The following is a 19,342-nucleotide window of genomic DNA, read 5'->3' on the forward strand; positions in this document are numbered from 1 at the left end:
GGCGGGGGCAGCGCCCCCAAAACCCGGTCAGAAATCGAGATCGGCGTAATGCGGCGGCGGCCGGAACCCGGGCACCTGATCGGCCAGGATCGACCGGAACGAGGGCCGCGACTTGATCTTGGCATACCAGTCCTTGACCACCTGACTCCGGTTCCAGTCCACGTCCGAGATATAGTCGAGCGACGACAGATGCGCGGCGGCGGCAAAATCGGCCAGCGTCATCTGGTCCCCCGCCAGCCAGCGGCGGTGATCCAGCAGCCAGGCCATGTAATCCAGGTGATACTTGATCGCCCGCGCCCCATCCTTGACGTTGCGGCTGTCAGGATAGCCCTTGCCGGTGACCTTCTTGTTCACCCGTTCATAGAGCAGCTTAGACGTCACCTCGTTGTGGAACTTGTCGTCAAACCAGCTGACCAGCCGCCGCACCTCGTAGCGCCCATCGGTATCCTTGGGCATCAGCGCGGGATCCGGGCGGGTTTCCTCGATATATTCGCAGATGGCGGCGCTTTCGGCCAACATGCGCCCGTCCAGCTTCAGCACCGGCACCTTGCCCGCCGGATTGCGGCGCAGGAAATCCGGGTCGGCCTCCCAATACCGCTCCTCGACCAGTTCGACCTCGACCTTCTTTTCCGCCAGCGACAGGCGGACCTTGCGGCAGAACGGCGAAAGGGGAACGTGAAACAGGCGCGCCATGGTGATCCGGATGATTTCAATTCTTGCATGTCAGCAATAGCCCCGCCAGCACGGCAAGTGCAAGTTCCCACGCGCATCGCGGGCAAGCCGCCGCCGGTTTCCGACACGCAATCGTGACGCCCCACCGCTTGACCGCGCCGCGCCGCGGGCGCAGATCCGGGCAAACAGGACGGCCCCGGACCATGCCAGAACACCATCAGCCCGATATCAGCTTTGCCCGGCTCAACCAGATCGACCCGGCCGAGATTCTGGCGCATATGTCCGATCCCCGCGTCGCGACCCATATGCCGCTTCTGACCGAGCCCTGGACGCCCGAGATCTGCGCCGGATTTGTCGCGGCCAAGGAAGCCTGCTGGCAAACCGATGGTCTAGGTCACTGGGCCTTCCTCAACCATGGCGACTATGTCGGCTGGGGCGGCTTCCAGAAAGAAGGCGAGGAATGGGATTTCGGCCTGGTGTTGAAGCCGGATTCCTTTGGGTTGGGATTGCCAATCGCGAAAAAGGCGCTCGCCCATGCAAAGGCAGACAACCGCATCCCTTTCGTGACCTTCCTCTTGCCGCCCTCGCGCCGGCATCTGGGTGCCTTGAAGCGGCTGGGCGCGACACAGCTTGCCGACATAGACTACGATGGCGTCCGGTTCCTGAAATTTCGCCTCGAAACCGCGTGAGCCCTATTCGAAACAGGCCGCGCGCCCGTCGGCCTCGATGGTCGCGGCCCCGTCCATGATCCCCGCCGCCCGCTTGCGCAGCCGTGCCGACGGATTGGCGGCCGACCGCTCGCGCGGATTGGGCAGCACTGCGGCGATGCGCGCCGCCTGTTGCGGGCTCAGCTTGTCGGGTTCCACCCCGAAATAGTGCCGCGAGGCCGCCGCGACCCCGAACACGCCCTCGCCCATCTCGGCCACGTTCAGATAGACCTCGACGATGCGGCGTTTCGACCAGACCAGTTCGACCAGCGGCGTGATCCCGGTCTCCAGCGCCTTGCGGATCCAACTGCGCCCCTGCCAGAGAAAGACGTTCTTGACCACCTGCTGCGACAGGGTCGAGGCGCCGCGCCCGCCCCCTTCGTCAATCGCCGCCCGGATCGCTTCGACGTCAAAGCCCCAATGCAGGCAGAAATTGGCGTCTTCGGCCGCCACCACCGACCGCGCCATCACCGGGGCGATATCCTCCAGCGGCATCCAGTCGCGCTCCACCGAACCCAGCCGCCGGTACTCGCTCCAGATCGTGTGGGTGATCGGCGGATTGACCAACGTGAACAAGAACACCAGTGCCACCAGCACCGAAAGCCCGGCAAAAACAGCACGGCCAGCCCAGCGCATGACCCAGCGTACAGGCTGCAACTTGGTTTCGGCCTTGCGGGCCTTTTTCTTTCTTGTGTTCGCAGTCCGCTTGGCCATGACCGCCTTTTAGCGCAGTTCTCTGTCGATCTGAACGGGCAAAGCCATCCGGCTCAGGCCGCCGACAGAAATTGTGCTTCTGCCAATCGCGCAACCCGTCGCGCGGTCTGCCATCCCGACTCTGCGGGGGTCGCCAGATCCCGGAACAATGCCGCCTCGGCGTTGTCCGCTCCTGTTTCTTCGATCTCTTCGAAAGCGCCGGGAAAATAGCTTTCGGTCGGGATGCCTTCGGAAAACACGATTTCATGCCGTGCGAACAGCAGATGGTAATAGGTCACCTTGTGGCGCGGCACGATCCGTATCGTGTCGCCGTTCACCAGCAATCGCGCCGGAACGAACACCTCGCTTTCGCCACAGGCCAGTTCGGCCTGCCATCCGGTGATCAGCATCCGGTGCTGCTGGCTGACGTAGAGATCGCGAAAGTTGCCCAGGGCACCGGCGGCAAACAGCACCGGCGCCAGGGCGCCGTCGCCCCGGACGGTTGTCTGCGCCAGTTGCACCAGCGGCTGAAACCCGTTGTCCAACGTCCGCACCATATCGCCCGGGCGCAGGGTTTCGACCGGGATCGGACCGCTTTCAATCTCGATGAACGTACCGGCCGCGAAACAGGCAAAACCCGGAAACCAGTTGGTCGTGGTCGTATCCAGCGTGTCGGTGGTAAGCTGGGTATTGCCGTTCTGAAGATCCGGCAGATCGTCGAAATCGGCATTCATATCCAGGGCAACGGTCTTGAACGTGCCGTCCCCCATGTCGATCCGGATGAACGAGGCCTTCTGTCCGGGATCCCCGCGCACATTGCCGACACCCAGATACTGGTAACTCAGCAGCGTCAGCCCGCCGTCAAATGACACGTATTCGCCCGACAACGGGTCGTTCAGCTGCGTATCGACATCGACAAAGGTCAGAACGCTTGTCGAGTTGTTGACGATGTTGATCGTTCCGCCAGCAACGAACGGGTCACCGTTCACGTTCTGCGCGGTCAACGTGATGTTCGCCATGTCTGCTCCGCCCGGTTTTCCGGGTCCGTTTTCGGGCACGCCGGGGCGCGCACCTGCCTCACGAAACAGAAAAAGGTAAAATTGGGGCGGAAATATGGCGATCTGCCCAGGGCGTTAACCATAATACCCGAGACCGACAAAAACGACCGGGGTGTTCGAACACCCCGGTCGCGTCTCGTTTCACGGCGAACCAGCCCGATGGCGGGCCGGATCCTCGGATTTATTCGGCGGGCATTGCCAACGTATCGAGCGTCAGCGGATAGGCCAGCTTGTTCAGCATCTCCTTGGGGCAAACCTGAAGGAAGTTCGCCTTTTCGCTCTCCCAGTGTTGCAGGATGTCGGCGGCCTTGCGGCTGCGGGTCTCTTCCGCGTGACGCTCGACCAGGTCCTTCAACTGCGCTTCCCAATGGTCCACCGTCACCGGACAGGTGACGAGCGTTTCCATGTTCATCAGCACCTGCGCCTTGCCTTCGGGATCGTAGAGATAGGCCATGCCCCCGGTCATCCCGGCGCCGAAGTTGGCGCCGATCTGACCCAGGATCACCGCCACACCCCCGGTCATGTACTCGCACCCGTTCGAACCGCAGCCCTCGACCACCACCTTGGCGCCCGAGTTGCGCACGGCGAACCGCTCGCCCGCCCGGCCTGCTGCAAAGAGATACCCATCGGTCGCCCCGTACAGCACGGTGTTGCCGATGATCGTGTTCTCGTCCGCCTTCAGCGGGCTGACCTGCGGCTGGCGCACCACGATGGTGCCGCCCGACAGGCCCTTGCCGACATAATCGTTGGCATCGCCCGACACTTCCAGCTTCAGGCCGGGCGCCGCAAACGCGCCCAGCGACTGACCGGCCGAACCGCGCAGCTTGATATGCAGGTGGTCGCCTTGCAGATCGTTGCGCATGCCGAACCGTTTCACGATATGGCTCGACACCCGCGTGCCCACCGTCCGATGCGTGTTCTGCACCGAATAGCTCAGCTGCATCTTCTCGCCATCCTCCAGGAACCGCGCGGCATCGCGCACGATCTCGGCATCCAGCGTGTCCGGCACCAGGTTGCGCGGCTTGGCCCGGTCATAGACGATGTTCTGTGCCCCATCGACCGTGATCAGCAGCGGGTTCAGGTCCAGATCGTCCAGATGCGCCGAGCCACGCGACACCTGCGCCAAGAGGTCGGCACGCCCGATCACCTCGTCCAGCGACCGCGCGCCGATGCTGGCCAGGATCTCGCGCACTTCCTGCGCGTAGAAGGTGATCAGGTTCACCACCTTTTCGGCATTGCCGGTGAACTTGGCGCGCAGGCTCTCGTCCTGGGTACAGACGCCCACCGGGCAGGTGTTCGACTGGCACTGACGCACCATGATACAGCCCATCGCGATCAGCGCGGCGGTGCCGATACCGTATTCCTCGGCCCCCATCATCGCCGCCATGACGATGTCACGCCCCGTACGTAGCCCGCCATCGGTGCGCAGCGTCACCCGGTCGCGCAGGTTGTTCATCGCCAGAACCTGATGCGCCTCGGTCAGGCCCATTTCCCACGGCAGACCGGCATACTTGATCGAGGTCGCAGGCGAGGCACCGGTGCCGCCGTTATGGCCCGAGATCAGGATGATATCCGCCTTGGCCTTGGCCACCCCGGCGGCAATCGTGCCCACGCCCGAAGACGCCACCAGCTTCACCGTCACCTTGGCGCGCGGGTTGATCTGTTTCAGGTCATAGATCAGCTGCGCCAGATCCTCGATGGAATAGATATCGTGGTGCGGCGGCGGCGAAATCAGCGTCACGCCCTTGGTCGAATGGCGCAGCCGCGCGATCAGGTCAGTCACCTTCATGCCGGGCAACTGGCCGCCCTCGCCGGGCTTGGCGCCCTGCGCCACCTTGATCTCCAGCTCCTCGCAATGGTTGAGGTATTCGGCGGTCACGCCGAACCGGCCCGATGCCACCTGCTTGATCTTGGCAGACGGGTTGTCGCCGTTGGACTCGGGCACGAAATGCGCCGGATCCTCGCCGCCCTCGCCGCTGTCCGACTTGGCGCCGATGCGGTTCATCGCCACGTTCAGCGTCTTGTGCGCCTCGGGGCTGAGCGCACCCAGCGACATGCCCGGCGTTACAAACCGCTTGCGGATCGAGGTGATGCTTTCCACCTCTTCAATCGGCACCGGCTTGCCAAGGGGCTTGATGTCCAAGAGGTCGCGCAGATGGATCGGCGGATTGCTCTGCATCTTGGCCGAATACTGCTTCCATAACTCGAACGACGCGCGGTTGCAGGCCATCTGCATCATGTGCATCGTGGTCGCTTCCCAGGCATGGGTCTCGCCCGACTTGCGCGCCTTGTAGAACCCGCCGATGGGCAGCACGTCCAACCCGCTGTCCCAACCTTTGGCATGGATCTCCTCGGCTTTGGTCTGGATCCCCTTGATGCCGATGCCCGAGATCCGGCTGGTCATGCCGGGGAAATACTCGGCCACCATGGCCCGGCTCAGGCCCACCGCCTCAAAGTTCAGACCGCCGCGATACGAGGACACGACCGAGATGCCCATCTTGGCCATGATCTTCAGCAGGCCCTGGTCAATCGCCTCGCGATAGCGGGCGATGTTCTCGGTCAACGTGCCGTCCAGCAGGCCACGATTGATACGGTCGGCAATCGAATCCTCGGCCAGATAGGCGTTGACCACCGTCGCGCCACAGCCGATCAGCACCGCGAAATAATGCGGGTCGATACATTCCGCCGACCGCACGTTGAGCGAGCAGAAGGTCCTGAGGCCCTTGCGCGTCAGGTGGCTATGCACCGCGCTGGTGGCCAGGATCATCGGCATCGCCACCTTGCCCGGCCCCGAAAGGTGATCGGTCAGCAGCAGGTGCCCGGCACCCGAGCGCACCGCTTCCTCGGCCTCGGCCCGGATCCGCGCCAGCGCGGCGCTCAGCCCGGCCGATCCCTGCTCGAAACTACAGTCGATCTCGACCAGCGGCGCGTTGAAGTTCTTCTTCAACGTCTCCCATTGGGCGTTGCCGACAAACGGGCTCTCGGCCACGATGATCTCGGTCTGGCTGCTGTCCTCGTCCAGCACGTTCTTGAGGTTGCCAAACCGCGTCTTCAGGCTCATCACCCGGTATTCGCGCAAGCTGTCGATGGGCGGGTTGGTCACCTGGCTGAAGTTCTGGCGGAAGAAATGGCTCAGCGGACGGTACTGTTTCGACAGCACTGCGGCGGGCGTGTCATCACCCATCGAGGCCAGCGCCTCCTTGCCATCCTCGGCCATGGGCGCAAGGATCTGCTCCAGTTCCTCGATGGTGTAGCCGGCCGCAATCTGCCGCTTGCGCAGCTCCTCGCCGGTGAACAGAGGCTTCTCCTCGACATCGCCAAGCTGGTCTTCGAGATTGTTGATCTTGCCGACCCAGTCGCCGAACGGGCGCGAACCCGCCAGTTTGTCCTTCAACGCGCGGTCGTGGTAAAGTTTGCCCTCGGCCATGTCGACGGCGATCATCTGCCCCGGTCCCAGCGCGCCCTTTTCCAGAACGGTTGCCTCGTCGGTGGGCACCATGCCCGCCTCGGACCCCGCGATCAGTAACCCGTCGCCGGTCACCACATAACGCATCGGGCGCAACCCGTTACGGTCCAACCCGCCACAGACCCAGCGGCCATCGGTCATCGCCAGCGCGGCAGGGCCGTCCCAGGGCTCGATCACCGAGTTGCAATAGGAATACATGTCGACCCAGGCCTGCGGCAGTTCCACCGCCTGCTTGGACCAGCTTTCGGGCACCAGCATCGTCTTGGCCATGGGCGCGTTGCGCCCGGCGCGCACCAACACCTCGAACACCGCATCCAGCGCCGCCGAATCCGAAGACCCGCCCGGCACGATCGGCTTGATGTCCTCGGCCATCTCGCCGAAATACGAGCTCGCCATGCGGATCTCGTGGCTTTTCATCCAGTTCAGGTTGCCCTTCAGCGTGTTGATCTCGCCGTTATGGGCCAGCATGCGGAACGGCTGCGCCAGCCACCACTGCGGGAAGGTGTTAGTGGAATAACGCTGGTGATAGATCGCGAACGAGGATTCGAACCGCTCGTCCATCAGGTCGGGATAGAACACCGCCACCTGCTCGGCCAGCATCATCCCCTTGTAGATGATCGACCGGCAGCTGAGCGAGGCGAGGTACAGGCCCGAGATCCCGGCCGCAATCGCCGCCTTCTCGATGCGGCGGCGGATGACATACAGCTCCCGCTCAAAGGTTTCCTCGTCCACACCCTTGGAGTTCGAGATCAGGATCTGCTCGATCTCGGGGCGAGTGGCGTTGGCCTTGTCGCCCAGACAGGTCACATCCACCGGCACATGGCGCCAGCCGTAGATGTAATAGCCCATCCGCAGCACTTCGGACTCGACGATGGTCCGGCACCGCTCCTGCGCACCGAAATCGGTGCGCGGCAGAAACACCTGACCCACCGCGACCAGCTGGTCCAGGCGCGGCTCGTGCCCGGTGCGGCGGATCTGGTCATAAAAGAACGGAACCGGGATCTGCACATGGATACCCGCGCCATCGCCGGTCTTGCCATCGGCATCCACCGCGCCCCGGTGCCATACGGCCTTGAGCGCGTTGATCCCGGCTTCGACAACCTTGCGGCTCTTCTTGCCGTTGACAGAAACGACCAGACCAACCCCGCACGAGGAATGCTCCTCCTCCTCGGAATAAAGCCCGTTCTCGGCCATCCACTTGCGCTTGGCTTCTTCGGCCCGCACCCAATCGGCATCGTACTTGGTCATTGGCTGTCTCCTAGATCAGAGGGGGCATACATGGCTTCGACCTCGGCTTGGGTCATCTGCCGGCGTTCGCCTGCGAACGCATAGCCCTCGGGCTTCTTGTCGATATAGAGTTCAAGTTTCAGGGCGTTGCCGCCCGCATTGTCAAACAGGCCGGCCGCCATCTGCGTCTGGCCATGCATCTGTCCCTCGGCCGTGATCCGGTACCACAGCGCCGAGCCGCATTTGCCGCAGAACGCCCGCTCGGCCCAATCCGAGGAACGATAAACCTCGACCGGTCCCAGCGCCGCATAGCCCGGCTCGACCGGAAAGCTGACATAGGCGCTGCTGGTCCAGCGGCGGCACATGTCACAGTGACAGGCGCCCAGCGCCGCACGGGCCGGGGTGGCGGTGACCGTCACCGCACCACACATGCATTCTCCGTGAAGTTCCGTCATCGCGGGCCTCGCTCCCGATTGTGAAAGGGGGTCTTCGTTTGCCGAGCAGGCACCTTACTCCGCCGCCATGGCGGATTTGGCGCCAAACCCTTCCAGGATCGCCTCGGCACAGTCGCGCCCGTCGCGGATCGCCCAGACCACCAGGCTGGCACCGCGCACGATGTCGCCCACCGCATAGACGCCCGCCATCTCGGTGGCGCCGGTGCGGAACGCGGCCTTGACCGTGCCCCAGCGGGTGACCGGCAGGTCGGGCTGACCGAACAGCGTGGGCAGGTCCTCGGGCTCGAATCCCAGCGCCTTGATCACCAGATCGGCCTCTTCGACATAATCGGCCCCCTCGATCACCTCGGGCGACTGGCGGCCGCTGGCATCGGGCTGGCCCAGGCGCATCTTTTGCACCATCACGCCCGAAACCTTGTCATCGCCGGTGAACCCCTTGGGCGCCGACAGCCATTCAAAGACCACGCCTTCCTCCTCGGCGTTCTGGGTCTCGCGCTGACTGCCCGGCATGTTGGCCCGGTCTCGACGATAGAGGCATTTGACGCTGACTGCACCCTGACGGATCGCGGTGCGGACACAGTCCATCGCGGTATCGCCACCGCCGATCACCACCACCCGCTTGCCATCGGCATTCAACCGGCCATTGTCGAAATCGGCAACCTGGTCACCAAAGCTCTTGCGGTTCGAGGCGGCCAGATAGTCGATCGCCTTTTCAATACCGCCCATACCGCTGCCCGGCAGCGACAGATCGCGCGACTTGTAAACGCCGGTCGCGATGATCACCGCGTCATGGGCGGCGCGGATCTCGGCGAACTTGGCCGCGTCCACGTCGCAGTTCAGCTCGAACCGAACCCCGCCATCGGCCAGCAACCGGTTGCGGCGCTCGACCACGTCTTTTTCCAGCTTGAAGCCCGGAATGCCGTACATCAGCAGCCCCCCGGCCCGGTCGTACCGGTCATAGACCGTCACCTGAACACCGGCCTGACGCAGCATGTCGGCGGCGGCCAGCCCGCCGGGGCCCGCCCCGATGATGCCCACGCTTTCGCTGCGCTCCGCCACCGGCGAGGCGGGCTTGACCCAGCCCATGTCCCAGGCGGTATCGGTGATGTATTTCTCGACCGCGCCGATGGTCACGGTGCCATGGCCCGACTGCTCGATCACGCAATTGCCTTCGCACAGACGGTCCTGCGGACAGATGCGGCCACAGATCTCGGGAAAGGTATTGGTGGCCTGGCTGGTCTGGTACGCCTCTTCCAGCCGCCCCGTCGCGGTCAGCCGCAGCCAGTCGGGGATGTTGTTGTGCAACGGGCAATGCGACTGGCAATAGGGCACGCCGCACTGGCTGCACCGGCTCGCCTGCTCGGCGGCCTTGGCTGCGGCATACTCGGCATAGATCTCGTGAAAATCCTCCTTGCGCGCAGTGGCTGCACGCTTTTCCGGCATGTCACGTTCGATCTGCACGAATTTCAGCATCGGTTGCTTGGCCACGGGGGTAAACTCCACGAATTTCCTGTTGCGCGATTTGGTATATGAGCGCCGAAAAGATTAAAAGTCAATCATGCTGACCTACTTTGGCTTTCCAGTAAAAAAATCGCACCCCTCGTCAGACTTTTTGATTTTTTTAGGTATCAAACCGGTCCTAAAAGGCAACTTTCCTTTTTCCAAGGGCCAGTTATACCCGGCAAGCAACCTGTTTCACGCGGATTTCCATCGGCCATGCCCCTTCTCCAACTGATTCTCGTGGCGCTCATCCAGGGCATTACCGAGTTCCTGCCGGTCTCCTCTTCGGGTCACCTGATTCTGCTGCCGCAGCTCTCCGGCATGCAGGACCAGGGACAGACCATCGACGTCGCGGTTCACGTCGGCACACTCTGCGCCGTGGTCCTCTATTTCTGGGCCGATGTGCGCGACGGCCTCTCCGGCCTGCCCCGCGCGCTGACGGGCAAGACCGACACGCCGGGCGCCCGGCTGGCCATGGGGCTGATCGTGGCGACGATTCCCACCGTTATCGCGGGCGCGCTGCTGCACTTCACCGGGCTCAGCGACGCCTTGCGCTCGGTCGCCGTGATCGGCTGGACGATGCTGGGCTTCGGGCTGGTGTTGTGGTGGGCGGATCGCACCGGCCCACAACAGAAACACACGGCCGACTGGGGCATCCGCGACGCGCTGGTCATGGGGCTCTGGCAGGTTCTGGCGCTGATTCCCGGCACCTCGCGCTCGGGTATCACCATCACCGGCGCCCGGCGGCTGGGATATGCGCGCGGTGACGCCGCCCGCATCTCGATGCTGATGTCGATCCCGACGATCGTCGCCTCGGGCGTGCTCTTGGGGGCCGAAGTGGCGGTGACCGCCGATGCCCAGACCGCGCGCGACGGCGCCATCGCCGCCGCTTTCGCCTTTGTCTCGGCCCTGCTCGCACTCAGCCTGATGATGCGCCTCTTGCGCTCGGTCAGCTTCACGCCCTACGTGATCTACCGCGTGGCGCTGGGGCTGGTGCTGCTGGTGATCGCCTATACCTAGGCGCGCAGATTGCGCGCCGAGGCCTGGATCTCGTCGTACTGGCCATTGGGGCGGAACTTCCACAGATAGCCGGGCAGGACCGCCTCCATGGTCTCGGGCACGATGCCCAGATCCGCAAACCCCTTGGCGCCCTCGCTCACCACATTGTCGCGGCGCAGGTTCTTCAGCTGATCGCGCGTCAGGATATTGTTCGGGAACAGCTGAAAGCTGACGAATTTAGCCAGATCCAGCATCCCGGCCATGATCCGCGCCACGAAAAACGGCAGCCCCACGATGATCCGCTTGCGATGGATCACGCCCAGCATCCGCTGCATCAGCGCGCGGAAGGTTTCGACATCCGGCCCGCCCAGCTCGTACACGCCCGGCGCCGCCTGGCCCAGCGCGCCCTTGACCGCGGCCCGCGCCACGTCATCGACATAGACCGGCTGGAACCTCGTATCGGCGCCGACGATGGCCAGCACCGGCCCGAACCGGGTCATGCCCGCAAACCGGTTAAAGAACTGGTCCTCGGTCCCGAAAATCACAGACGGCCGCAGGATCACCGCATCCGGGCGGTGCCGCAGCACGCCCGCCTCGCCCTCGGCCTTGCTCCGGGCATAGGCGCTGTCGCTGTCGGCATCTGCCCCGATTGCCGAGACATGAACCACACGCGCCACACCCTGCTCGGCCGACAATCGCGCGATTCGCTCCGCGCCCTCGGCCTGCACCGCCTCGAACCCGTTCTTGCCCAGGTCGTTCAGCACGCCGACACAGTTGATCACCGCATCCGCCCCGCGCATCGCCTGCGCCACCGACTGATCGTCGCGGACATTGCACAGCACCGGCTCGACCTGGCCCACCGCGCCATAGGGCCTTACATGCATCGCCTCGTTCGGCCGACGCACCGCAACGCGCACGCGCCACCCCTCTTTCGCCATGCGCCGCGCGATATAGCGCCCGACAAAACCCGATCCTCCATAGATCGTGACCAGTTTGGACATGAGACGGCTCCTGCTGACTTTGGGTCTTGATCCGATCTACCCTCGCGCGAGCGGGCAAACAAGGCGCAATAGTGCCGCGCGTACCCGCCAAGCCCCCTGTTTCCCCAACAAATCCCCACAATCCGCAACCCGCCGCCCGGCCATCGCAAAAAACTTTCACACCAGCCGCAAAATCCGGTTGACGCCCCCCGCGCCTCGGCTTAAACGGCGCCTCACGACACCTGCCCAGGTGGCGGAATTGGTAGACGCGCTGGCTTCAGGTGCCAGTGACCGCAAGGTCGTGGAGGTTCGAGTCCTCTCCTGGGCACCATGACAAGCCCCTAGGACCCTGGTCCTGGGGGCTTTTCTGTCTCTGCCCACCCGCGCCCCCGCATCGGGCCCCGGCAGATGATGACGCAACGGCAACCGCAAAAATCAGACTTGCGCGCGCCGCGAACACTCATCTAATTCTTTCCTTATTCATATTCGTTTTCAAACCCTTGGGCTTTTTCCAAGGGTCATTTTGGTGGAGTAATAGAACGTGACTATTCAATACAACGGCTTGATTGATGACCTGACAGACAACCCGTTTCGCCATGCCATCGCCGCCGGTGACAAGCTCTTTGTCTTCAATGACAGCCTGATCAACGGCACGGGCCAGGATTCGACCTTTCGCGTCTACGACAATGCGGGCAATCTCCTGCTCGCCGAACAACGCCTGACCGATGCCACCGACGACGAGCTTGCCGGTTGGTCCTTCATGGGCATCACCCTGCCCTATACGACCACCGTGCGCCATGTGCAGGTGCATGCCGATGGCGGCTTTACCCTGCACTACGAGGGCCACAGCCCCATCGTCCAGCGCGACACGCCCAGTGCCGATCCGAAATTCGTCGCCCAGCGCAGCTTTGCCGCCGATGGCACGCCGCAGCCCTCGGAACCCGGCAAGATCTACCTCGACCCCGACGGCCCCAACACCAACAGCATCGTGGACCTGCCCAATGGTCAGATCGCCGAGGTCTGGTTCGGCACAGAGGGCACCGACCCCGAGGCACTGCACCTGACCCTGAACAGCGGCACGGCCGAGGCCATCGCAATCGACATCACTCCAACCGGCGAACCCTATCTCGGCTTTCTCGGGGTCAAGGCGTCCTCGGCCAAACTGGTCGTGTCGGGCAACACGCTGCACCTGATCTATCAGGATGTGCAAAGCGGCGACGTCTATTCCCGGGTCTATGGCATGGACGGGACAGAGCTTCGGCCTCAGATCAATCTGGGCGGAACCGACAACGCCACCCTGACCCGTCCCGCAGCGGACACCGTCAATGCCGCCGTGTTGAATGACGGCCGCGTGGTCGTCACCTGGTCGAATCAGCGCGACGGCGTCGATACCGACCCGGAACTGTTTCAGGCGATCCTGTCGGCCACTGGCACGGTTGTCCGCGCACCAGAGCTGGTCAACACCGACCTTCACGACGGCAGCCAGTATGACGGGCTGGTGTTCCCGCTGTCGGATGGCGGCTATGCCATCGTCTATCACACCATCGGCGGTACCCCCTACCGGCAAGAGGCGCTGCTGCGCCAGTTCGATGCCAGCGGCAATCCCGTCACCGCCTCGGTCGCCTTCGAAGGCGACACGCCGAACCAATCCCTGAACGCCCACTTCGCGGCCATTTTCCCGAACGGATTTGGCTACATGCTGGACGGCTTCGGCGACGAGTTCACCATTCGTATCGAAGGCCTGGGAGAGCCGTCCGACTCGGGCCTCGTGCTGACAGGAACGCCCGAGGCCGACATCCTGACCGGTGCGGCGGGCGACGACACGATCACCGGCCTCGACGGCAATGACCGCCTGCTGGGCAATGCGGGCAATGACAGCATGGATGGCGGCCTTGGCGCCGATACGCTGAACGGCGGCGATGGCGATGACATCATCATCGGCGGCCCGGGCGAGGGCGATCTGCGCGACGTGATCTTTGCGGGCGAGGGCAATGACAGCGTCGACGCCGGTGCAGGCAACGACCAGATCTTTGGCCAGGGTGGCAATGACACCATTGCGGGCGGCGCGGGCGTCGACGAGATCCAGGGCCAGGATGGCGACGACGTCATCACCGGGTCCAGTTTCTCGGACCTGGTGTTCGGCGGTGCGGGCGACGATTTTGTCAACGGCGGCTTTGGCCACGACCGGATCAACGGCGGCACGGGTGCCGACAAGTTCTTCCACGTCGGTGCCAGCGGCCACGGCTCGGACTGGGTGCAGGACTATAACGCCGCCGAGGGCGACGTTCTGCTCTTTGGCATCGGGTCCGCCACCCGCGACCAGTTCCAGGTCAACTTCAACCACACCCAGAATGCCGAGGGCGAGCGTGCCGGAGATGACGCGGTGCAGGAGGCGTTTGTGATCTACCGGCCCACCGGCCAGATCATGTGGGCGCTGGTGGATGGCGAAGGCCAGTCCTCGATCAACCTGCAAATCGGATCGGATGTTTTCGACCTGCTGGGGTGAAACCCGGCAGCGGTGCCGAACTCGGAGGGGCGGATGCCATCCGCCCCTTGGGTTCACAGAGCCACCCACAAGCCCCCCTTGGCGGCGTAAAAAACGGCCAATCCACCGATGGAAGCACGTACAAAACGGTCAATTCGCGGCTCTGACCGGTTGTACACAATAGAACCCGCCCGCCGATGCGGTTGATGTTGAGTTCGCAGGCCATAAGCCCTATCTCGGGTCCGGTACGGCGCAAAGGAAATCTCGGTGGCTAACTATCTCTACAAGAACGACCTGCCCGACGGGCTGGACCTGGGCCCGGTTGTGGCCATCGACTGCGAGACCATGGGGTTGAACCCGCATCGCGACCGGCTCTGTGTGGTGCAGATGTCCGGCGGCGACGGCAATGCGCATATCGTGCAGGTCGAGAAGGGTTCAACCGCCGCGCCCAATCTCTGCGCCATGCTCGAAGATCCCAACGTGTTGAAATTGTTTCATTTTGGGCGGTTCGACATTGCTGCGCTGTTCAACACCTACGGTGCTTTGGCGGCGCCGGTTTACTGCACCAAGATCGCCAGCCGGCTGGTGCGCACCTATACCGACCGCCACGGGCTGAAGAATCTGACGCAGGAATTGCTGGGGATCGACATCTCGAAACAGCAACAGATGAGCGACTGGGGCGCCGAGACCCTGACCGAAGCGCAGCTCGACTATGCGGCCTCCGACGTGCTGCACCTGCACCGCCTGCGCGAGGCGCTGAACCTGCGGCTGGCGCGCGAGGGGCGCACCGGACTGGCGCAATCCTGCTTCGACTTTTTGCCAACCCGTGCCAGACTGGACCTCGAAGGCTGGCCCGAAATCGACATCTTTGCCCACTCATGACCGACCCGGAATCCATTCTGTCCATCGCCCGCCAGGTCGTCCTGGACGAAGCGCATGCCCTTGAAAAATTGGCCGAAAGCCTTGGTGACGACTTCACCAAGGCTGTCGACCTGATCCTGCGGACCAAGGGCCGGGTGATCGTGTCGGGCATCGGCAAGTCGGGTCACATCGGGCACAAGATCGCGGCCACGCTCGCCAGTACAGGAACGCCCGCCTATTTTGTACATCCGGCCGAAGCCAGCCACGGCGACCTCGGCATGGTATCAGACGACGACGTTGTCCTCGCGATTTCGAACTCGGGAGAAGCGCCGGAACTGGCCAATTTGCTGGCCTTTACCCGCCGCTTCGGCATCCCGTTGATCGGATTGTCCAGCAAGCCCGAAAGCTCGCTGATGACGCAGGCCGATGTACATTTGCTGATCCCCGCCCTGGGCGAGGCCTGCGGTTTCGGCATGGTCCCCTCGATCTCGACCACGCTCACCCTGGCAATGGGCGACGCGCTGGCCATCGCGCTGATGAAATTCCGCGATTTCCGGCCCGAGAATTTCCGTGTGTTTCACCCCGGTGGCAAACTGGGCGCAAGGCTCAGCCGGGTGTCGGACCTGATGCATTCCGGCGATGCCGTACCGCTGATCTCGCTGCAAACACCGATGAGCGAAGCGCTGCTGGAAATCAGCCGCAAGGGCTTTGGTGTTGTCGGCGTGACCGATGTCGACGGGCGTCTGAGCGGGATCGTCACCGATGGCGACTTGCGGCGGCACATGTCCGGCCTGCTGGACAAGACCGCCGCCGAGGTCATGACGTGCAATCCCACTACCATCGCCCCGGATGCGCTCGCCGAAGAGGCTGTGGCGATCATGAACGCGCGCAAGATCACCTCGCTGTTCGTGGTGGACCCGGCGACACCGGGACAAACAAAGGGCCTGCTGCACATTCACGACTGCCTGCGGGTGGGTCTGGGATAAGCCATGGCGCAAGACCGCTACTCGCGCATGGTTCAATTGCTGAAGGTGATCCTGCCTCTGGCAGCGCTGACCCTGTTGTCGGCGGTGTTCCTATTGTCGCGCGGCGTCGATCTGGGATCGCCCATTCCGTTTGCCGAGGATGAGATCGTCGAACGCACCCGCGACCAGCAGGTGACCGGACCCTTCTTTTCCGGCGTCACACCACAAGGTGAGCAGATCCAGGTGCAGGCCAAGCTGGCCCGCCCTGGCGGCCTGGACTCGCGAGGCGAAGCTGTCGATCTTGCCGCCGAAATTCGCCTGCTGAACGGTCGCATGATCACCCTCCGGTCGGACATGGGGGCATTGGAACTGGACCGCGATATGGCGACATTCACCGGCAATGTCGTGATCACCACGTCTGACGGTATCCGTATCACAACCGAGGAACTCAACACAGCGTTGAGCGGGGTATCGGGAAATTCACCCGGTGAGGTCCAAGGAACCGGACCTATCGGGAAATTTACCGCAGGTTCAATGGAAATAGGGGCTGAAAACGATGGCGGCCCCATCCATATTCGTTTCAAGAATGGCGTGAAACTGGTATATGAGCCAAAAACGTCAGAAAGATAACCTGTGATCTATTTTCGCGCGTTGACAATCGGCATCCTCTTGACGCTTGGCGCGGTGACGGCCCAGGCGCAAAGCACGAATTTGGCGTTTGGTGCGGTCAAGGCCGATCCAACCATCCCTGTCGAAGTGACCTCGGACACGCTGGATGTGAACCAGGCCGACGGTTCGGCCGAGTTCAAGGGGAATGTGCTGGTATCACAAGGCGAGATGCGCTTGTCCGCGCAGCGGGTTCTGGTGATCTACAGCCAGGAGCGTTCCGGCATTGACCGGCTGGAAGCAACCGGCGATGTCGTGCTGGTCAGCGGCCCGGATGCGGCCCAGGCACAGCGTGCGGATTACTCGATTGATACCGGCATCATCGTCATGACCGGCGATGTCCTGCTGACCCAGGGCAAGAACGCGCTTACCTCGAACGAGATGACCGTCAACCTGATTTCCGGCACCGCGCAGATGGTCGGGCGGGTCAAGACCATTCTGAACCCGGAAAACAAGTGATGGCGCGCCCCTCCTTGACCGTCACCGATGGGTCTTCGGGCCTGATCATCGAGAAGCTGCGCAAATCTTATCGCAAGAAGACGGTCATCCGGGATGTGTCGATGAAGCTCGGCCGTTCCGAGGTCGTGGCGCTGTTGGGGCCGAACGGGTCGGGAAAGACCACAACCTTCTATTCCATTGCCGGCCTCGTGTTCCCCGAGGCGGGTAAGGTAACCATCGACGGCCAGGTCGCCACAACGCTGCCGATGTACCGGCGGTCGCGACTGGGCATCGGATACCTGCCGCAGGAAATGTCAATCTTTCGTGGCCTGAGCGTGGAAGACAACATTCTGGCTGTCCTGGACATCACCGAGAAGCACGCACACAAACGGCGCGAGCGGCTTGAAGAGCTGCTGTCGGATTTTTCCATCGAGCATTTGCGCCGCGCCCCTGCTCTGGCGCTGTCGGGCGGCGAGCGGCGGCGCGTGGAAATCGCGCGCTGTCTGGCGGCCGACCCTAAATACCTGCTCTTGGACGAACCGTTCGCCGGCGTCGATCCGATCAGTGTCGGGGATATCCGGCATCTGGTATCGGATCTGAAAAACCGGGGGATCGGTGTTCTGATCACTGATCACAACGTGCGCGAGACCCTCGAAATCGTCGACCGCGCCTATATCCTGCACGACGGGCAGGTCCTGATGTCTGGCAGCCCGTCGGAAGTGGTCGAGAACGAAAACGTCCGCAGGGTCTATCTGGGCGAGAACTTCCGTATCTCGTGACGAGCCGCCCGGCCGCAAGCAAAGATTGATGGAAATTGCGTCGCGGAGCCGCGCTGGAGATTGACACTGGGCGTGTCTCTTGCCTCAATAGAGTTATGGCAAAGCTGCGGTTCGAAGCTGTTTCTGGTCACCCCTTCGCAGAAGGGAACAAACGGCCACAATCGAAAACTCTGCCATTTCCCGTCACCCAAAAATAACAGGCAAGCCGCATTTCGCGGTGTCAAAACGGGTGAAATTTGTGAAGGAGATCACATGCGTTATCAAATCAGCGGAAAACAGATCGACATTGGCGCCGCCTTGCAAACCCATGTCGAGACGGAACTGGGCGACGTAGTGTCAAAGTATGCGCAGCGTCCGACCGACGCACATGTCGTGTTTTCCCGTTCAGCGCATGAATACGTATGCGAAGCAACCGTGCACCTGTCCACTGGCCTGACCGCTCAGGCAAAGGCGCACGCAACCGAAATCTATGCGGCCTTCGACAGCTGCTGCGAAAAGATGGACAAACAACTGCGCCGCTACAAGCGTCGCCTGAAGGACCACCACAAGGATCGCGCGGAACCGGTTGAACTCTACGGAGCCTCGTCTTATATCCTCGCCGCTGAAGAAGCCGATGCGGAAGGTGAGCCAGACTCGCTGCAACCGATTATCGTTGCCGAGATGGAGACCAAGATTCCATCGCTGTCGGTCGGTGAAGCGGTGATGCAGATGGAACTGGCCGGAGCCCCGGTATTGGTGTTTCGGAATGAGAGCAAGGACGGACTGAACGTCGTGTACCGCCGCGAAGACGGCAACATCGGCTGGATCGACCCGTAAACGGCAAGAACTTACCAAGCGTGCCCCCGCCTGGGGCGGAGGCACGCGCGAGGAGCAAGACCCTATGGAGCTTTCGAGCATCCTCAAACCGAACGCGGTTCGCGTGATTGGCGCCGCTTCGAGCAAGAAGCGTTTGTTTCAGGAAATCGCGGACTTGGCCGAAAGCGCACTGGCAATGAACAGCCAGGAAACGCTGGAAGCGCTGCTGGAACGCGAAAGCCTTGGCCCGACCGGCGTCGGCCATGGGGTGGCCCTGCCGCATGCCCGTATCCCCGGTCTTGAAAACGTTGTCGGCGCTTTTGTCCTCTTGGAAAAACCGCTGGACTTTGGGGCTGTCGACCGGCTTCCGGTCGATCTTGCCTTTGCGCTCTTCGCGCCCGAAGAAGCCGGGGTGGAACATTTGAAGGCGTTGGCCCTGGTGTCGCGCACCCTGCGCGAACAAGCCGTCTGCACCAAGCTGCGCGCCAATCCGGATCCGACCAAGATTTACGCGATCCTGACCGAATCGCATCCGCTGCAAGCAGCCTGACAGCCAACCGAGACTGAATGACAAAGGGCCCCGGCGGGGCCCTTTT

At 62.8% G+C, this 19,342-nt stretch carries 17 protein-coding genes and 1 tRNA gene; 11 read left to right on the top strand and 7 right to left on the bottom strand.

Annotated elements, in window-relative coordinates; translation table 11 throughout:
• Positions 1-27: 27 nt before the first annotated feature.
• Positions 28-693 (bottom strand): glutathione S-transferase family protein, encoded by a 666-nt coding sequence (locus G0P99_RS05955; RefSeq protein WP_164128474.1) that lies wholly within the window; start codon positions 691-693, stop codon positions 28-30.
• A gap of 182 nt (positions 694-875) precedes the next feature.
• Between G0P99_RS05955 and G0P99_RS05960 the strand changes: the two genes are divergently transcribed.
• Entirely contained in the window at positions 876-1,361 is a 486-nt protein-coding gene (locus G0P99_RS05960; RefSeq protein ID WP_164128475.1) for a GNAT family N-acetyltransferase, read from the top strand.
• 3 nt (positions 1,362-1,364) lie between these two features.
• Here G0P99_RS05960 and mtgA read toward each other — a convergent pair whose 3' ends face one another.
• The 5 genes from mtgA to G0P99_RS05985 all read right to left on the bottom strand — a co-directional run bounded on the left by mtgA (position 1,365) and on the right by G0P99_RS05985 (position 9,766).
• Positions 1,365-2,093: a monofunctional biosynthetic peptidoglycan transglycosylase gene (gene mtgA, locus G0P99_RS05965; RefSeq protein ID WP_164128476.1), complete on the bottom strand. Its 729-nt coding sequence runs from the start codon at positions 2,091-2,093 to the stop codon at positions 1,365-1,367.
• Between the two features lie 53 nt (positions 2,094-2,146).
• The gene (locus tag G0P99_RS05970) at positions 2,147-3,091 is read right to left on the bottom strand and encodes a Hint domain-containing protein (protein ID WP_164128477.1); all 945 of its coding nucleotides are present in this window, start codon (positions 3,089-3,091) and stop codon (positions 2,147-2,149) included.
• A 220-nt stretch (positions 3,092-3,311) separates the two neighbouring features.
• Entirely contained in the window at positions 3,312-7,844 is a 4,533-nt protein-coding gene (gltB, locus tag G0P99_RS05975; protein ID WP_164128478.1) for a glutamate synthase large subunit, read from the bottom strand.
• On the bottom strand, positions 7,841-8,278 hold the full coding sequence (locus G0P99_RS05980; RefSeq protein WP_164128479.1) for a GFA family protein: 438 nt from the start codon (positions 8,276-8,278) through the stop codon (positions 7,841-7,843). The genes gltB and G0P99_RS05980 overlap by 4 nt, the downstream gene beginning before the upstream one ends.
• 54 nt (positions 8,279-8,332) lie before the next feature.
• The gene (locus G0P99_RS05985) at positions 8,333-9,766 is read right to left on the bottom strand and encodes an NAD(P)-dependent oxidoreductase (protein WP_164128510.1); all 1,434 of its coding nucleotides are present in this window, start codon (positions 9,764-9,766) and stop codon (positions 8,333-8,335) included.
• Between the two features lie 228 nt (positions 9,767-9,994).
• On the opposite strand from G0P99_RS05985, the gene G0P99_RS05990 reads away from it, so the two are divergent.
• The gene (locus tag G0P99_RS05990) at positions 9,995-10,798 is read left to right on the top strand and encodes an undecaprenyl-diphosphate phosphatase (RefSeq protein ID WP_164128480.1); all 804 of its coding nucleotides are present in this window, start codon (positions 9,995-9,997) and stop codon (positions 10,796-10,798) included.
• Here the strand turns inward: G0P99_RS05990 and G0P99_RS05995 are convergent.
• Positions 10,795-11,778 carry a complex I NDUFA9 subunit family protein gene (locus G0P99_RS05995; RefSeq protein ID WP_164128481.1) on the bottom strand — a complete coding sequence of 328 codons (984 nt, stop codon included), beginning with the start codon at positions 11,776-11,778 and terminating at the stop codon, positions 10,795-10,797. The two genes, G0P99_RS05990 and G0P99_RS05995, sit on opposite strands and share 4 nt — an antisense overlap.
• Positions 11,779-12,001: 223 nt before the next feature.
• Here G0P99_RS05995 and G0P99_RS06000 point away from each other — a divergent pair.
• From G0P99_RS06000 to G0P99_RS06040, 9 genes are all read left to right on the top strand, one after another.
• A tRNA-Leu gene (locus G0P99_RS06000) sits at positions 12,002-12,088 on the top strand.
• Between the two features lie 210 nt (positions 12,089-12,298).
• Positions 12,299-14,263: a calcium-binding protein gene (locus G0P99_RS06005; RefSeq protein WP_370462718.1), complete on the top strand. Its 1,965-nt coding sequence runs from the start codon at positions 12,299-12,301 to the stop codon at positions 14,261-14,263.
• Between the two features lie 246 nt (positions 14,264-14,509).
• Positions 14,510-15,124, top strand: a complete 615-nt coding sequence (locus G0P99_RS06010; RefSeq protein WP_164128482.1) for a ribonuclease D — start codon at positions 14,510-14,512, stop codon at positions 15,122-15,124.
• Positions 15,121-16,089 (top strand): SIS domain-containing protein, encoded by a 969-nt coding sequence (locus G0P99_RS06015; protein WP_164128483.1) that lies wholly within the window; start codon positions 15,121-15,123, stop codon positions 16,087-16,089. The genes G0P99_RS06010 and G0P99_RS06015 overlap by 4 nt, the downstream gene beginning before the upstream one ends.
• A gap of 27 nt (positions 16,090-16,116) precedes the next feature.
• Positions 16,117-16,698: an LPS export ABC transporter periplasmic protein LptC gene (locus G0P99_RS06020; protein WP_239059702.1), complete on the top strand. Its 582-nt coding sequence runs from the start codon at positions 16,117-16,119 to the stop codon at positions 16,696-16,698.
• Positions 16,699-16,701: 3 nt separating this feature from the next.
• On the top strand, positions 16,702-17,193 hold the full coding sequence (locus G0P99_RS06025) for an LptA/OstA family protein (protein ID WP_164128485.1): 492 nt from the start codon (positions 16,702-16,704) through the stop codon (positions 17,191-17,193).
• Positions 17,193-17,951, top strand: a complete 759-nt coding sequence (lptB, locus tag G0P99_RS06030) for an LPS export ABC transporter ATP-binding protein (RefSeq protein WP_164128486.1) — start codon at positions 17,193-17,195, stop codon at positions 17,949-17,951. Before G0P99_RS06025 ends, lptB begins: the two co-directional genes overlap by 1 nt.
• A gap of 252 nt (positions 17,952-18,203) precedes the next feature.
• The gene (gene hpf / locus G0P99_RS06035) at positions 18,204-18,767 is read left to right on the top strand and encodes a ribosome hibernation-promoting factor, HPF/YfiA family (protein WP_164128487.1); all 564 of its coding nucleotides are present in this window, start codon (positions 18,204-18,206) and stop codon (positions 18,765-18,767) included.
• A 64-nt stretch (positions 18,768-18,831) separates the two neighbouring features.
• Entirely contained in the window at positions 18,832-19,296 is a 465-nt protein-coding gene (locus G0P99_RS06040; RefSeq protein WP_164128488.1) for a PTS sugar transporter subunit IIA, read from the top strand.
• Positions 19,297-19,342: the final 46 nt, after the last annotated feature.

It is taken from the genome of Ruegeria sp. PrR005 (genome assembly GCF_010500245.1).
Lineage (GTDB): Bacteria > Pseudomonadota > Alphaproteobacteria > Rhodobacterales > Rhodobacteraceae > Ruegeria_B > Ruegeria_B marisflavi.

Coding starts and splice junctions, on each gene's coding strand:
- G0P99_RS05955 (WP_164128474.1), bottom strand. CDS start 693: ATGGCGCGCCTGTTTCACGTTCCCCTTTCGCCGTTCTGCCGCAAGGTC.
- G0P99_RS05960 (WP_164128475.1), top strand. CDS start 876: ATGCCAGAACACCATCAGCCCGATATCAGCTTTGCCCGGCTCAACCAG.
- mtgA (WP_164128476.1), bottom strand. CDS start 2,093: ATGGCCAAGCGGACTGCGAACACAAGAAAGAAAAAGGCCCGCAAGGCC.
- G0P99_RS05970 (WP_164128477.1), bottom strand. CDS start 3,091: ATGGCGAACATCACGTTGACCGCGCAGAACGTGAACGGTGACCCGTTC.
- gltB (WP_164128478.1), bottom strand. CDS start 7,844: ATGACCAAGTACGATGCCGATTGGGTGCGGGCCGAAGAAGCCAAGCGC.
- G0P99_RS05980 (WP_164128479.1), bottom strand. CDS start 8,278: ATGACGGAACTTCACGGAGAATGCATGTGTGGTGCGGTGACGGTCACC.
- G0P99_RS05990 (WP_164128480.1), top strand. CDS start 9,995: ATGCCCCTTCTCCAACTGATTCTCGTGGCGCTCATCCAGGGCATTACC.
- G0P99_RS05995 (WP_164128481.1), bottom strand. CDS start 11,778: ATGTCCAAACTGGTCACGATCTATGGAGGATCGGGTTTTGTCGGGCGC.
- G0P99_RS06015 (WP_164128483.1), top strand. CDS start 15,121: ATGACCGACCCGGAATCCATTCTGTCCATCGCCCGCCAGGTCGTCCTG.
- G0P99_RS06020 (WP_239059702.1), top strand. CDS start 16,117: ATGGTTCAATTGCTGAAGGTGATCCTGCCTCTGGCAGCGCTGACCCTG.
- lptB (WP_164128486.1), top strand. CDS start 17,193: ATGGCGCGCCCCTCCTTGACCGTCACCGATGGGTCTTCGGGCCTGATC.
- hpf (WP_164128487.1), top strand. CDS start 18,204: ATGCGTTATCAAATCAGCGGAAAACAGATCGACATTGGCGCCGCCTTG.
- G0P99_RS06040 (WP_164128488.1), top strand. CDS start 18,832: ATGGAGCTTTCGAGCATCCTCAAACCGAACGCGGTTCGCGTGATTGGC.